The organism is Globicatella sp. HMSC072A10, assembly GCF_001811625.1.
GTDB classification, from domain to species: domain Bacteria; phylum Bacillota; class Bacilli; order Lactobacillales; family Aerococcaceae; genus Globicatella; species Globicatella sanguinis.
The window spans coordinates 4,189-19,864 of the sequence record NZ_KV805730.1 but is presented as its reverse complement, the minus strand read 5'-3'; the positions used below and the strand labels follow the sequence as shown (position 1 = coordinate 19,864).

Here is a 15,676-nt window from a genome sequence, read left to right as displayed (position 1 = left end):
AATGACCTTCTAAATATATATTACGAGGAGGTAACTGTATGAAACAATGGGCGAAATATTTTTTAGCTGGGATGCGTACGGGTTCCATAGTTTTTCTTATTATTTTTTGGCTAAATGATTTTAAAATTCAATTAGATCAAACGTATTTTTTTAGCATTTTAATTACGAGTGGGTTATATGGTTGCGGCAATTACTTTTTTGAGGGTGAGCCATTTGAAGATTTTGCTTTCATTAAAAGTTTAGCCATCCATTTTGTTTACACAGTTGTTATTTATAGTCTCTTTGCTTATATTAATAATCTGACAGAATTGTTATTATCCGGGATGGGAATTCTTAATTTTATCCTCATTTATATCTTTATTTGGTTAGGTGTTTTATTTAATAACTATTTAAATGCTAAACAAATTAATCAAGCCTTACGTGAACGACGTCAAAAGCTGAATAAAGAGTAAGTGGGTCTGTGGATCAAATTCACGCAAAAGTAGTTTGGCCCTGTGAAAAATAATGATTTTCAACAAAAAATACCAGTGGGTTTACAGTAGAAAATCACCTAAAATTCTACTTCGACCCATTCTTTTTTCATTCATGAATATTTAGTGAAGATGTCTTTCTAATTTTGTAAAATGTTTGACAAATAAGTGATTTTAAGCCTTTCATAATAAGATTATGATATAATTTTAAGTGAGAGAACAAGGAGGAATTATTATGAAAATGGGGCGTCAATTTAAACATTTATTATTATCATCACTTTTAGTTTTAAGTCAAATTTCAGTACCAATGATTAGTGCTCAAGATTCAAGTAACTCCGTACAATATCAAGTAGGAGTCAAATTAAATTTGCCGGATAATACGGCTCAAGACAAAACCGATGTTAGTTATGACATTATTAATGTTCAAACCAATGAAGTTGTTTACTCATATCGTAATGGCGAAGTAACGGGTGGTGAACTTAATTTGCCTGAAGGGCAATATATACTGCGTCTCTATTATTGGGATAATATCAGTCAATCAGGAGCGATTGTAGCCGATGAGTTAGAGCAATCGATAGCGGAACCTACCGCGGAAGAACAAGCAAATGGGAAGTCAGTGAGAAAGACGCATACGCCAGGTTATGAAAATACTTTAGGGGATGGCAGTGTCGTTTATGATGTTCCTTTTGAGGTGAAAGCTACTGCTGAACTTTTAGATGAGAGTAGTCAACAGTATCATGCAGCATTAAATTTTTATATTGCAGATCCTCAAACAGCGCAAAATAATGATACACCAGGTCAAGACATGACTGAGACCTCAAGCGAAGTTTCAGTTGAAGAAACGGAAGCGTCAGTTGAAGAAACCGAATCGTCAGTCGAAGAAACGGAAGCACCGGTCTTAAATGGTGCAGTTTCATTAACAGTAGTGGATGAAAATGGTACTGCGGTGCCAAATGTCAAATTTGATTTATCTGGTCATGCCCTAACAACCGATGAAAACGGGCAAGCTCGAATCAGTGATCTAACGCCTGGTGCTTATACACTAGCGATTGTTGAATTGCCTGAAGGTTACCAAGGTGAGTTGAATCAAGAAATAATGGTTGAGGAAAATACCGAATCTCAACTTACCTTAACTGTTAATACGGTTTCAACTACTGCTTCAGCAATTATCAATATCGTTGACGAAAATGGAACACCAATTCCTAATGTTGGAGTATTGATGGAAGGTGTAGAAGTCGTTACTGATGAACAAGGCCAAGCGGTCTTTGCTGATTTACCAGCTGGTGAATACCAATTTGATTTAAGTAGCATTCCGAATAATTATACTGGGGAAACAGCCGGCTCTTTAGTAATTGACCCTTCAGTTGGAGATACCACGATGACGATGACGTTAACAACAGTGGCTCAGACAGGAAATGTGAAGTTTGTCATTACCGATCAAGATGGGAAAGCTTTACCAAATGTTGGAATTCAATTCCAAGATCAGCTTATTTATACTACAGAAGATGGAAGTGTGACAGTATCAGGTTTAGACTTAAGCGAGTATAACTACACCATTGCGGAATTGCCAAATGAGTATACTTTAGAAAATCCGTCGGGTAGTTTTACATTAGCGAATGCTGATGAGACAGTTGAGGTGCCAATACAAGTTCAAGCCGTTCCCCAAGTAGGAAAGGTCGTCATTCAAGTAGTTGATGAAAATCAAGCACCGGTACCAGGAGTTTCGATTTTAATTAATGGAGAGACTGAAGTCATTACAGATGATGCGGGTCAAATTTCATTAGAAGACCAAGCATTAGGTACTTATCAATATCAAGTTACTGCCTTACCGGAAGGGTATCAAAGTGAGGCTTTAGAAGGGTCATATGAAGTAACAACAGAAGGGGTGACGGTCAATTTAGCGGTACAAACAGCGCCTAAAACCCAAGTTGTTAAAATGACCTTCGTCGATCAATTAGGACAAGCCGTTCCCAACATTACTGTGACTATAGATGAACAAACTGCAACAACAGATGAGAATGGTGTCGTTACTTTTGATAAAGTTGCTATCGCGGATCAAGTTTATCAAGTGACTAATTTACCAGAGAAATTTAATGAAAGTTATGAAGGTAGTTTAACGGTGTCAGCAGATGCTGCTATCGATGAAACAGTCGTGTTAGAACGTGAAGTGACAAAAGGAACAGCAACCATAACGGTCGTTAATCAAGATAATGAACCTGTGGCTAATGTTCATGTTAAATTCGGTGGATTAAATGCGATATCCGATGATAACGGACAAGTACATTTTGATAATTTAGACTTAGGTAATTATCATTATGCAGCTGTCGAAGGACCAACCAATGTCACCTTATCAGAAGAAGAAAAATTAGCAGAAATAACTGAAGGAATTGAATTTTCTGATACAATTGTAGTCGAAGAAACAAAAGAAGGTAGCGTTCAATTTATCATTCGTGACGAAAACACTAATCCGGTCAAAGGGATTACGGTAAAAATCAATGACCAAGAATTTACGACAGATGAAGAAGGACAAGTTCAAGTCTCTGAATTGGCTCCAGGAGAAGTAGGTTATACTTTATCAGAATCGTCAGATTATACATTTAATCAAGCAGAAGGAACCATTGTGGTCGAAGCGGGTCAAACAAAAGTGGTTGAAATTACGGCAACAATTGTTGAAACAACTACAGAAGCGCCGACGACAACGGAGGTACCGACAACCACAGAAGCGCCAACGACTACAGAGGCGCCAACAATTACGGAGGCACCAACGACAACAGAGGCACCGACGACCACTGAAGCACCGACGACCACGGAGGCACCGACGACCACGGAGGCACCGACAACTACGGAAGCGCCAACTACAACAGAAGCGCCAACAACCACGGAGGCACCAACGACAACAGAGGCACCGACGACCACTGAAGCACCGACAACCACAGAGGCGCCAACAACTACGGAGGCGCCAACTACAACAGAAGCAGCGCCAACTACGACGGTTGAACAAACGACAATTGCGTCAGAACAGGCGTTAAAACAATTTGTTGATTCAACGACCAATGTTGAAGTTTGGGTTCATCCAGATGATGCGAATAAAGTAGCGAAAATTGTAGTCGAACGTGTCAGTCAAAATATACCACAATCATTATCTAATAAAGAGGCTGATTTTTATAATATTAAAGCCGTAGATCAAAATGGTCAACCGGTAAGCTTTACAAAAACTGTGCAAGTAAAATTACCAACACGACCAATCAATTCACAAATTCAATTATTACGTATTAACGGTCAGCAACTAACCTCGATTAATCATACAGTTCATAATCAACGCGTTAATTTTACGACGCAACAATTAGGATTATATGCATTAGTTTATGGGGATAAAGTAACCGCAACGACAGAAGCAACCACTACACAAGCAACCACCACCACTCAGCAACAAACATTAACGGTGGATAAAACGAAAACAGTACAAAAAACAATACCGAATACCGGTGAAAAACGAAGCATATTAGCGGTGATGTTGGCTATTGGATTGCTAGCATTAGGTGGTTTAGTTATTTTTGGTAAGAAAAATAATTCGAATCGAGATGAATAACAAAAATAAGTTTGAAGACAGTGATTAAGTTCGCTTCTTCAAACTTTTTTCATAACCAGATAAAAATTATCAACCTGAACGAAATTGAAGCAACGATTGATGACTTTATTAAAAGGACAGATGAGGTAAAACAAGAAGTTTTACAATAATTTTACAATTCTCATTTTAATCGTTCGGATAAATTTATAGTCAAAAACCTTGATATGATAACCTTTCTAAGTAGGTTTGTAAAAGCATTTAAAAGATTATGTAAATTTATATCAGCAGATATACTTTCTTGTTTATTTATTTGCTATAATAGGAACATAAGGCCGATTTTCGAGTCAGCCATAATATATTTGGAGGGATTTTTCACATGAAAAAATCATTGCGCAATATTGCGTTATTCGGATTAGTTGGAACAATGTTATCAGGAACTTTTGCAGGTGTTACAGCACATGCTCAAGAAAAAATTGATTCATTAAAAGTAATGTTCGTACCTTCTCGTGACCCAGAAGATATCATTACTGCTACTGAACCATTAAAACAAATGTTAAAAGATGAATTAGCTAAAGAAGGCTTCGAAATCGGTGAAGTGGAAATTGAAGTTGGTACTAACTATGAAGCAGCTGGTGAAGCATTATCTGCTGGAACTGCTGATATTGGTTTTATCCCTGGTGGAACTTATGTTTTATATGATGAAGATGTTGATGTTATCTTAACTTCAACTCGTCAAGGTTTAAGCAAAGACTCTGAAAATCCAGCTGATTGGAACGACGGCAAACCAACTGAAAAAGTTGAAGATCAAGTAACTTATTACAAAGGTTTAATCATTGCTGGACCTTCTGAAAAAGGTAAAGAATTAGCAGAAAAAATTAATAATGGTGAAGAATTAACATGGGAAGATGTTGATTCAGCTAAATGGGCTGTAATGTCATCTTCATCTTCATCAGGTTATATCTACCCATCAATCTGGTTAGGTAATCAATTTGAAGGTAAAAAAATCTCTGACTTAGCAAACGTTGTTCAATCTGAATCTTACGGAAGCTCGGTAGCTCGTTTAGCTGCTGAACAAGTAGATATCATCGTTGGATATGCTGACTTACGTGTTGATAATGCTGAAGATTGGGAAGGCGATATGAACCGTGAAGCGTCAATCTTTGAAGAAACTAACGTAATTGGTGTTACTCCAAATGTTTACAACGACACTGTTTCAGTTTCTAAAACATCACCTAACATGACAGATGAATTAAAAGCAGCCATTGCTAAAGCAATGATTAACATCGCTGGTACTGAAGAAGGTAAAGAAGTTATCTCTATTTATAGCCACGAAGGTTACCAAGAAGCTAAATCTGAAGATTATGATACAGAACGTGAAGCTCAAAAAATCTTACGTGAACAAGCTAATAACTAATTAAGTACAAATCAATAATGAAACGTCTCGAGCGATTATCGAGACGTTTTTTTGATGGAATTCATTCCGTAGGGGACGTTAATGATAGATATAGGAATTTATAATGTCATCAGAAATCAAATTACGTCTATTTTTAAAAATGTAAGTGACCGAAAAATTCATGGTAAAGAGCACGAATCGCATCATCTTTATCATCCATACTAATGGTATAAAACATACTAATTTCAGAGGCACCTTGGTTGATCATTAAAATATTAATTTTTTGTGAAGCCAAAGCGCGGGTTGCTTTATTGGCGGTGCCCACGACTTCAGCCATTTCTTCACCCACAATTACTACAATGGCCAAATCCGTTTCGACATTAATGAAATCAGGATCCAGTTGCTCTTCGATATCCTTTAAGAGCACATCTAAAGTGCCGGGAGCTGCTAGTTGGTGAGAACGAACAACCACTGAAATATCATCAATCCCGGTAGGAATATGTTCAATTGAAATATGGTGATCTTCAAAAATTTGTAACAATTTGCGAGTAAAACCTAATTGACGGTTTAATAAATATTTATTAATAGAAATAGCAGTAAACCCTTCATCGCAACTAATCCCAATAGCAGGTAAATTAGGATTGATTTCTCGCTGAGCAACAATTTTAGTACCAGCAATTTCAGGGTGGTTAGTATTTCTCACCATCACGGGGATATCCACTTGATATAAAGGCTCTAACGCTTCATCGTGAAAAATTCCAAAACCAGAATAAGCCAACTCACGCATTTCACGATAAGTAATTTCTTTAATTGCATAAGGTTTACGGACGATGCCAGGGTGGGCTGCGTAAATATAGCTTTGATCGGTAAAGTTTTCATAAATATCAGCTTCAACACCACGAGCAACAATCGCGCCTGTAATATCACTACCACCACGAGGGAAAGTCACGATATTGCCGTTTGGTGAATAACCGAAGAAGCCAGGAATGATTAAAATTTGTTCATCATGCTTATATTGTGCGATTTTTTCATAGGACTCCAATAATAAATGAGCATTACTCGGTTCATCACTCACGATAATACCCAATTCAGCTGGAGAAATATAACGGGCATTAAGGCCAATACGTTGAAAATACTGACTTATTAATTGAGCGTTGAAATCTTCACCGCACGCTTTAAGAGCATCTAATAGTCGCAGAGGGTCAGTAATTGAAGATAAATACTTGGTTAAAATTGTATCAAAATGGGTAATAATCTCTTTTGAAAGTGATAATTCATCAGCAATTGAAGAATAGCGATCTAAGACCATCTGTTTTGCCCTTTCAATTGATCCGCTATGGACTTTCTCATCAAATAAATGGATTAATAAATCCGTCACCTTTGTATCCTTATCATCTCTTTTCCCTGGTGCCGAAACAATTACGAATTGAATTTCCGGGTCATTTTGAATGATATTGGCTACTTTTTGTATTTGGTTTGCGTTACTTAACGAGCTACCTCCAAATTTTGCGACTTTCATGCTATCACATCCTTGAACAATAATAATTTTTAACTTTATTAATCATCATACATGAAAAGATGGCAAAAAGGTAGTGTTTATTGTAAAATGAAGAGTAATAAATGAGAAATTCATTAAAACACACTGGAGGAGAGCACTTTATGATGAAAATAGCAATTTTAGGATTAGGAACAGTAGGTGGAGGCGTCTTAAAACTATTACAAAAGGTTAATGAGGCTCGTACTGATTCAAAAATTGACATTACTCATGTGCTAGCTCGAGACATTAAAGATGAGACCCTTGATTTAACCGGAATTATAGTAACGGATGACGTTGATGAAATATTAAACAGTGATATCCAACTTATTGTGGAGGTTTTAGGTGGCGTCGATTTTCCTTATGAAGTTCAAAGAAAAGCATTAGAACGTGGTATTCATGTGGTAACGGCTAATAAAGATATGCTAGCATTACATCTTAACGAATTAGCGCAAATGGCAAACCAGCAGCAAGCCCAAATTGGTTTTGAAGCGAGTTGTGGCGGCGGTATTCCCATTATCCAACCTTTACAATATAGTTTAAATGCTAATAAAATTAATAAAGTGATGGGGATTTTAAACGGCACGACCAATTATATTTTAACGAAGATGGCTGATGAACAATGTGAATACCAAGAAGCTTTGGCACAAGCGCAAGCATTAGGATATGCCGAAAAGGATCCTACTAATGATGTCGAAGGTTATGATGCGGCACGTAAGATTGCGATATTATCACGCTTAGCTTTTAAAGTAAATATTCCGCTTGAACGTGTCGAGGTAAGAGGTATTAGTCAAGTTGATCAACAAGACATCCAATTGGCTCAAGAAAATGGCTTCACTCTTAAATTATTAGGGAAGAGTCACCAAGTCGCAGAGGCTATCAGTATTAGTGTAGAACCGGTACTGTTACCTAATAGTCATAGTTTAGCTAATGTCAAATTAGAAAAAAATGCGATATTTATTGAGGGAGATGCCGTAGGACAAACAATGTTTTATGGACCAGGAGCCGGCAGTTTGGAAACAGCATCCGCAGTAGTATCGGATATTTTATTCATCGAAAAATTTGGCTTCACTGGGAATTTAACCACTCAAGAAAGTGGCCATTTCACAAAAAGTATAACAGATCATCGTTATTATATCCGTTTGGAGGAAGATATGTCCTTTTTAAAAGAGCGATTAACTGCGATGAACATCAAGTATCAACTATGGCAAAATGACGAAATAACAGCCGTTTTAACCGCAACTATTTCAGATTCAACATTTAAAGCGTTGACCCAAGAGTTAACATTGTCAGCTTATTATCAGATAGAAGGTGAATAGATGTCACAGTTTGAAATAAAAGTACCAGCAACCACTGCGAATTTAGGAGTTGGTTTTGATTCAATTGGCTTAGCCCTTAATAAGTTTCTAACCGTTAAAGCGTCCCCGTCTGACAACTGGCAATTTAACTTTAAAGATGCTTTTTTAAAGGTTTTGCCAAACAATGAGCGAAATTTAGTCGCCAAGGTTGCGATTAAAGTTGCTTCAAAATTTCAGCAGACGATGCCACCATTAAGAGTGGAAATGAGTAGTGAAATACCTTTAACGCATGGTTTAGGCAGTTCATCTAGTGCTATTGTCGCAGGTGTTGAATTAGCTAATCATTTTGTTCAATTAAATTTGACTCAAGAGCAAAAAATTCTGATTGCTACTGAAATAGAAGGCCACCCAGATAATGTTGGCCCTTGTGTGACAGGGGGCTTGTTTATTGGGGCTTACCAACAAGGAGAATTAGTTTATGAGACTGCCGACTTCGATCAGGTGGGGATTATTTTAAGTATTCCTGATTACGAGTTGAGTACAGCAGAAGTTCGCAAAGTGTTACCGGCAGAATATACTAAAGAAGCAATAATCCTGCAAAATGCCTACAGCAATATTATGACGGCTGCGCTGTTAAAAGGCGATTTTGAAAAGATGGGGGCGATGATGATGAAAGACCTTATTCATGAGCCTTATCGTCAACCTTTAATAAAAGAATTTGATGTAGTAAAAAATATTACCCTTACTACCGGTGCTTTTGCCACTGTTATTAGTGGTGCCGGACCGACAATTTTAACGCTTTGTCCTGTTGAACGGACAGAAGCCGTTCTTCAGTCGCTTAATTCAATGGTACCCGAATGTCGACATGAAATCACAACGGTATATCCTTTATTAACTTAGTATTTTAGAGACTGGGAGGTTTTATAACTCTCCAGTCTTGTTTATCATTTAACCTCCTATTAAATGAATGGCTCCACAACCTATTAGGTAGTCTTTCAGTAATTAAAGATTGACAAATATTATTTAATTGATGACGCTCGTTGAATTATGTTACGATTTATTATTTAATCTGTTCTTAACGGAATTACATCAAGCGTTTTTTATCTATTCAGCAATGCTTTCTTCACCCTTGTTATTGAACATGACATTAGAGTTCCTCTATTGAATAATAATAGAGACAAAAATCGCTGAACAATAAACTTTCTTTTTTTTTATGTGCAGCAGTCTACTGATTATTTAGCCACTTAATAGCATAAACTATTTCAGCGTTTTTCGTTTTTTATCAATAATATAGCGTTAAAACCGCAAGCTTATGTACTACTTAAAAGAATCATTTTTCAAAAACAAGCAACGACTTAATAAATTTACCATCAATAATAAGAAAACTGGTTAACTTTTAAAGATTTATTGCGTATAATAATACGGTATTAAATGGATAAAAGGAGAACGCGATGAGTTTATTATCAGTAACAAATTTAACGCATGGCTTTGGTGATCGTGCTATTTTTGAAGATGTATCATTCCGTTTATTAAAAGGAGAACATATCGGATTGGTCGGTGCTAATGGTGAAGGTAAATCTACTTTCATGAATATTGTCACGGGTCAAAGATTACCTGATGAAGGGAAAATTGAATGGGCTCGCAATGTCAAAGTAGGCTATTTGGATCAACATTCTGTATTGGAAAAAGGCCAAACCGTTCGCGATGCTTTAAGAGGAGCGTTTGATGATTTATTTAAAGATGAAGCCCGAATTAATGAGATATATATGGCAATGTCAGAAGCTGAAGGTGAAGAACTGGATGCCTTAATGGAAGAAGTAGGAGAGCTTCAAGAACGCTTAGATGTCCATGATTTTTATATTTTAGACGCCAAAATTGATGAAGTAGCACGGGCTTTAGGTATAGTAGACTATGGAATGGACAGTGATGTCACTGAGTTAAGTGGTGGCCAACGTACGAAAATTTTACTAGCTAAATTATTATTAGAAAAACCCGATATTTTATTATTAGACGAGCCGACTAACTATTTAGATGCTGAGCATATTGAATGGTTAAAACGTTATTTACAAAATTATGAAAATGCCTTTATTTTGATTTCGCATGATATTCCATTTTTAAATGAAGTGATTAATATCATTTACCATGTCGATAATTTACAAATTACTCGTTATACCGGTGATTATTATCAATTTAAAGAAGTCTATGCGATGAAACAAGCGCAGTTAGAAGCAGCTTATGAACGTCAACAAAAAGAGATCGCTGACTTGAAAGATTTTGTCAATCGTAACAAAGCCAGAGTCGCTACTCGGAATATGGCCATGTCACGCCAGAAAAAATTAGATAAAATGGATATTATTGAATTAAAAGCTGAAAAACCTAAGCCTAATTTTAGTTTTAAATCAGCGCGCACTCCAGGCCGCTTTATCTTCGAAGCCGAAGAATTAGTAATTGGTTATGATCGTCCATTAACTAAACCTTTGAATCTAGTGTTTGAACGGAATCAAAAGATTGCGATTATTGGTGCCAATGGGATTGGGAAAACAACTTTACTAAAGAGTCTTTTAGGCATTATTGAACCAATCACTGGTCAAGTCGAACAAGGGGATTACTTAGAAATTGGCTACTTTGCTCAAGAAGTACCAGGTGGTAATCGACAAACACCATTAGAAGCCGTATGGGAAGCATTTCCAAGTCTTAATCAAGCAGAAGTTCGTGCAGCTTTAGCTCATGTCGGATTAACCGCGAAACATATCGATAGTCAAATCCAAGTACTAAGTGGGGGCGAACAAGCTAAAGTCCGCTTTTGCTTACTGATGAATCGTGAAAATAATGTCTTAGTATTAGACGAGCCAACCAATCATTTGGATGTTGATGCCAAAGATGAACTAAAGCGAGCATTGCAAGAGTATAAAGGTAGTATTTTAATGGTTTGTCACGAACCTGATTTTTATGAAGGATGGGTCGACGGTGTATGGGATTTTAGTGAATTGGCTTAGTAAATTTTTAATGTAGAATATGAAGTAATCAGACGTCTAGCCATCATTTGTTATCGCAAAAGCTCCATAGAATTATTATTAATAAATTAAATCATCTAGTTTGAAGAAACAATGTATTTTTCTCTTGTCGTCCAGGTCGGGATCACAGAGGCCATTATACAAATTCTTCAAACTATTTTTTAATGTCTTCTTGTTTTCTCCATTTTTCAGAAAATAAAATTAAATTCGTTTTCATAAAAACAAAGTACTTGACGTTTTTTTAGACACAAATTATAATAGTTAGCATACAAACAATTATAGTTCGTATCCATACTAAAAAGAAAGGAGTCGTCATGTTTCATATTGGATTTAAAATCAGAGAGTTAGGTTTAATCATTGAAAAGTATCTACAATACAAGGCTATTCAGTGTGATTTAGAACACTTAGAAGGACCACAAGGTGCTGTCTTGTATTACTTAATTAGTCATGAGGATCAAGATGTTTTTCAAAAAGACATTGAACAACTCCTAAATATAAAGAAAGCTTCGGCATCTGGGTTAATTAAGCGAATGGAAAAAAATGGGTTTATACATGTTCAACCTTTAGAAAGTGATAAACGTTTTAAAGCCATCAAAGTGACAGATGAAGGAAAGGCCAAGCATCTGGCGATTGAAAATTTCTTGAAACAAGTTGAAGCCGACCTTAGTCACGGTATTAGTCAAGAGGAATTTAAAATTTTCCATAATGTCATCAAAAAAGTAACTCAAAATGCGCAAGTAGAATCAGAAGAAAAACAAGAAGGAGAATATGAATGTTAAAAATATTCAAACGAATGAATAGAAAAGAAGTGATGATGGCTGTCGTCAGTGTTCTATTCATTATGGCCCAAGTCTGGTTAGATTTAAAAGTACCAGATTATATGTCAGAAGTGACCAAAAAATTAGTGACGCCAGGTACAGAACTTAAAGAGCTCTATCAACCTGGAGGGATGATGTTACTCTTATCATTATTAAGTTTTGCGACCAGTCTCTTAGTTGGTTTTTTAGCAGCTCGATTGGGAGCTAGTTTTACACGTTCGTTAAGACGTGATGTTTTTGAACACGTGTTAAGTTTCTCAGCTAAGGAAACACAAAGCTTTTCAGTCCCAAGTTTAATTACGCGTACAACCAATGATATTATTCAATTACAAATGTTAATTGCCATTGGTTTGCAAGTAATGGTCAAAGGACCCATTATGGCCGGCTGGGCGATGGTTAAAATATCTAACAAAAATGGTCAATGGATGTTAGCAACTGCATTAGCGGTACTTTTACTATTAATTGTCATTACTATGATTATGGTATTAGCATTTCCAAAACAACAAATGATCCAAAAATTAACCGATAAGTTGAATGCAATCTCTCGTGAAAACTTAACGGGGATACGGGTCATTCGAGCTTATAATGCTGAAAAATTCCGCAATGATAAATTTGATGTTGCCAATAGCGAATTGACCGATACCAATTTGTTCTCAATGCGAATGTTCTCATTAATGATGCCATTAATGACGATAGTATCTAGTGGGTTATCGTTATCGGTTTATTGGATTGGGGCTTATCTCATTCAAAATGCAGCTTTAAATATGAAAATAACACTCTTTGGCGATATGGCAGTCTTTACTTCTTATGCGATGCAAGTGGTCATGGGCTTCATGATGATGACGATGATTTTTGTCATGCTACCAAGAGCGATTGTGTCTGCTAAACGTATTAATGAAGTATTAGAGACACATTCTGTGATTGACTATCCTGCAACAACCAAGACGAACGATCAAGCGAATGAATATGTTTTAGAATATGAAAATGTAACCTTTAAATATAGTGATAGTGCTGAACCCGTTATCTCGAATATTAGCTTCAAGGCTAAAAAGGGACAGACAATTGCCTTTATTGGTTCCACAGGTAGTGGTAAGAGTACTTTGATTAACTTGTTACCACGTTTCTACGATGTGACTAGTGGTGCCATTAAGTTAAATGGGCAAAATATTAAAGAGATTGCCCATGATGATTTAAATAATAGGGTGGGATATATACCACAAAAAGCCGTCATCTTTAGTGGAACCATTGCCTCTAATATGAATTTTGGTGAAAGTAATGAATCGCCATTAACGGAAGAAAAAATGAATGCAGCTTTAGAGTTAGCACAAGCTAAAGAATTTGTACAAAGTAAAGAAAATGGTTTGCAATCAGCGGTGGCTCAAGAAGGCGCGAATTTCTCTGGGGGTCAAAAACAACGACTAGCAATTGCCCGTGCTTTAGCGCGCAAACCAGAAATTTTAATATTCGATGATTCCTTCTCAGCTTTAGACTATAAAACTGATAGAGCGTTGAGACATGATTTAGCAGTCCAAACGGCTGATATGACGAAGTTAATTGTCGCACAACGTATTTCAACAATTATGGATGCAGATTTAATCTTAGTATTAGATCAAGGGAAAGTAGTCGGTCAAGGTACGCATCAAGAATTATTAGCTAATAATGAAGTGTATCAAGAAATTGCCTACTCACAATTATCAAAGGAGGAATTAACCAATGGCTAAAGAACAACCACAATCAGAAAAAGCCCTAAAACGCGCTTTACGCTATGCCGATGGCTATTTAATTCCCATCGTGATTGCCTTAATTTTCTCAATTATTAGTAGTGTTATCACCGTTATCGGACCTGATAAAATGAGTGAAATGATGGATGTCATTACTCAAGGGTTGATGGTTGGTATTGACTTAAATAAAATTGATAAAATAGGAAAAACATTAGTCATCTTGTATTTAACGGCAGCGGTCATGGGGTATGCACAAAGCTTTATTGTGGCGACCATTTCACAACGGTTTACTAAACGCCTTCGTACTGCGATTGCTGAAAAGATGAATCGCCTTCCTTTACGATACTTTGATAGCCGTCCAACCGGTGATGTTTTATCCATTATTACCAATGACTTGGATACTGTTGGTCAAAGCTTAAATCAAAGTTTAGGAACATTAGTTTCGGCAACAGTTTTATTAATCGGTACGTTGTTTATGATGTTTAAAACGAATTGGGTAATGGCTTTAACAGCAATCAGTTCGGTTTTTATTGGTTTTATTGGAATGGTCTTTATTATGAGTAAATCACGTGCTCATTTTAAGGCGCAGCAAAAGAACTTAGCTACTGTCAATGGCTATATCGAAGAAGCCTATACCGGACTCTCGATAGTTAGCAGTTATAATGCAGCCGAAGAAATGAAAGGGCAATTCGCAAAATTAAATGAACAATTATACGGAAGTGCTTGGAAATCACAATTTTTAGGTGGGATGATGATGCCGCTGATGGCTTTCATCGGGAACTTCGGTTATGTAATGGTTTGTTTAATGGGCGCTTACTTAGTTTTAAATGGTCACATTACCATCGGTGTCATTATTGCCTTTATGGTGTATGTTCGCTTATTCTCACAACCATTATCCCAGATTGCCCAAGCGGCACAAAGCTTGCAATCAGCTGGAGCAGCCTTAGGTCGAGTAATGGACTATTTAGATGCAGATGAAATGAGTGACGAATCGTATAAAACAACCCAATTATCACAAATTAAAGGAAATGTTGCCTTCGAACATGTTAATTTTGGCTATGATGAAGGTAAAACAATTATTCATGATTTCTCTGCCGAAGCTAAAGCGGGGCAAAAAATCGCGATTGTTGGACCAACCGGTGCTGGTAAAACAACGATTGTTAACTTATTAATGCGCTTCTATGAAGTCAATAGCGGTCAAATTTTAATCGATGGTGTCAATATTAAAGACATGACTCGCTCTGAATTGCATGAATATTTCAGTATGGTATTACAAGATACTTGGTTATTTGAGGGGAGTATTCGGGATAATTTAGTATTCAATCAACCAGAGATAACACAAGAAGAAGTGATAAAGGCTGCGAAAGCGGTGGGGATCCATCATTTTATTACCACATTACCTCAAGGTTATGACACGATATTGGATGATTCCGTTCAATTATCAGTAGGACAAAAACAATTAATGACCATTGCCCGTGCGTTATTAAAAGATGCTCCATTATTAATTTTAGATGAAGCGACGAGCTCAGTGGATACTCGTACGGAAGAATTAATTCAAAAAGCAATGGATGCCTTAATGGTTGGTCGTACCTCATTTGTCATTGCTCATCGACTTTCAACCATTCGTAATGCTGACTTAATATTAGTAATGAAAGACGGTAATATTATCGAACAAGGCAATCACGATCAATTAATGGTTCAAGATGGCTTCTATGCGGACTTATATAATAGTCAGTTTGAGAATGGTAATGGCACCTTTGAGGAAGAAGAACTTTAATCTAAAAGGAATAAGGTATATTACGAAAATATTAAACACAGGTTGAATGAGGGGAGTGGACCAGAAGTAGAAAATTGAATAAT

At 36.5% G+C, this 15,676-nt stretch carries 10 protein-coding genes; 9 read left to right on the top strand and 1 reads right to left on the bottom strand.

Annotated elements, in window-relative coordinates:
* Positions 1–38 precede the first annotated feature (38 nt).
* From HMPREF2811_RS06395 to HMPREF2811_RS06385, 3 genes are all read left to right on the top strand, one after another.
* On the top strand, positions 39–452 hold the full coding sequence (locus HMPREF2811_RS06395; RefSeq protein WP_071408618.1) for a DUF3021 family protein: 414 nt from the start codon (positions 39–41) through the stop codon (positions 450–452).
* 253 nt (positions 453–705) lie between these two features.
* The gene (locus HMPREF2811_RS06390; protein ID WP_071408617.1) at positions 706–4,059 is read left to right on the top strand and encodes an LPXTG cell wall anchor domain-containing protein; all 3,354 of its coding nucleotides are present in this window, start codon (positions 706–708) and stop codon (positions 4,057–4,059) included.
* A gap of 355 nt (positions 4,060–4,414) precedes the next feature.
* Positions 4,415–5,452, top strand: a complete 1,038-nt coding sequence (locus HMPREF2811_RS06385) for a phosphate/phosphite/phosphonate ABC transporter substrate-binding protein (protein ID WP_071408616.1) — start codon at positions 4,415–4,417, stop codon at positions 5,450–5,452.
* Positions 5,453–5,585: 133 nt separating this feature from the next.
* On the opposite strand, the gene HMPREF2811_RS06380 is transcribed toward HMPREF2811_RS06385, so the two are convergent.
* On the bottom strand, positions 5,586–6,950 hold the full coding sequence (locus HMPREF2811_RS06380) for an aspartate kinase (RefSeq protein WP_071408615.1): 1,365 nt from the start codon (positions 6,948–6,950) through the stop codon (positions 5,586–5,588).
* Between the two features lie 140 nt (positions 6,951–7,090).
* Here HMPREF2811_RS06380 and HMPREF2811_RS06375 point away from each other — a divergent pair, with 140 nt between their 5' ends.
* From HMPREF2811_RS06375 to HMPREF2811_RS06350, 6 genes are all read left to right on the top strand, one after another.
* A complete protein-coding gene (locus HMPREF2811_RS06375) occupies positions 7,091–8,284 on the top strand; it encodes a homoserine dehydrogenase (protein ID WP_168164955.1) in 1,194 nt (397 codons plus the stop codon).
* Positions 8,285–9,163 carry a homoserine kinase gene (gene thrB, locus HMPREF2811_RS06370; protein WP_071408614.1) on the top strand — a complete coding sequence of 293 codons (879 nt, stop codon included), beginning with the start codon at positions 8,285–8,287 and terminating at the stop codon, positions 9,161–9,163.
* A 551-nt stretch (positions 9,164–9,714) separates the two neighbouring features.
* Positions 9,715–11,259 (top strand): ABC-F family ATP-binding cassette domain-containing protein, encoded by a 1,545-nt coding sequence (locus HMPREF2811_RS06365; RefSeq protein WP_071408613.1) that lies wholly within the window; start codon positions 9,715–9,717, stop codon positions 11,257–11,259.
* A gap of 332 nt (positions 11,260–11,591) precedes the next feature.
* Positions 11,592–12,056 carry a MarR family winged helix-turn-helix transcriptional regulator gene (locus tag HMPREF2811_RS06360; RefSeq protein ID WP_071408612.1) on the top strand — a complete coding sequence of 155 codons (465 nt, stop codon included), beginning with the start codon at positions 11,592–11,594 and terminating at the stop codon, positions 12,054–12,056.
* Entirely contained in the window at positions 12,050–13,816 is a 1,767-nt protein-coding gene (locus HMPREF2811_RS06355; protein ID WP_071408611.1) for an ABC transporter ATP-binding protein, read from the top strand. Before HMPREF2811_RS06360 ends, HMPREF2811_RS06355 begins: the two co-directional genes overlap by 7 nt.
* Entirely contained in the window at positions 13,809–15,593 is a 1,785-nt protein-coding gene (locus HMPREF2811_RS06350) for an ABC transporter ATP-binding protein (protein WP_071408610.1), read from the top strand. Before HMPREF2811_RS06355 ends, HMPREF2811_RS06350 begins: the two co-directional genes overlap by 8 nt.
* Positions 15,594–15,676: the final 83 nt, after the last annotated feature.

Bases quoted from the DNA above. Each gene is read 5' to 3' on its own strand.
- HMPREF2811_RS06395 (WP_071408618.1), top strand. From the start codon at position 39: ATGAAACAATGGGCGAAATATTTTTTAGCTGGGATGCGTACGGGTTCC.
- HMPREF2811_RS06390 (WP_071408617.1), top strand. From the start codon at position 706: ATGAAAATGGGGCGTCAATTTAAACATTTATTATTATCATCACTTTTA.
- HMPREF2811_RS06385 (WP_071408616.1), top strand. From the start codon at position 4,415: ATGAAAAAATCATTGCGCAATATTGCGTTATTCGGATTAGTTGGAACA.
- HMPREF2811_RS06380 (WP_071408615.1), bottom strand. From the start codon at position 6,950: ATGAAAGTCGCAAAATTTGGAGGTAGCTCGTTAAGTAACGCAAACCAA.
- HMPREF2811_RS06375 (WP_168164955.1), top strand. From the start codon at position 7,091: ATGATGAAAATAGCAATTTTAGGATTAGGAACAGTAGGTGGAGGCGTC.
- thrB (WP_071408614.1), top strand. From the start codon at position 8,285: ATGTCACAGTTTGAAATAAAAGTACCAGCAACCACTGCGAATTTAGGA.
- HMPREF2811_RS06365 (WP_071408613.1), top strand. From the start codon at position 9,715: ATGAGTTTATTATCAGTAACAAATTTAACGCATGGCTTTGGTGATCGT.
- HMPREF2811_RS06360 (WP_071408612.1), top strand. From the start codon at position 11,592: ATGTTTCATATTGGATTTAAAATCAGAGAGTTAGGTTTAATCATTGAA.
- HMPREF2811_RS06355 (WP_071408611.1), top strand. From the start codon at position 12,050: ATGTTAAAAATATTCAAACGAATGAATAGAAAAGAAGTGATGATGGCT.
- HMPREF2811_RS06350 (WP_071408610.1), top strand. From the start codon at position 13,809: ATGGCTAAAGAACAACCACAATCAGAAAAAGCCCTAAAACGCGCTTTA.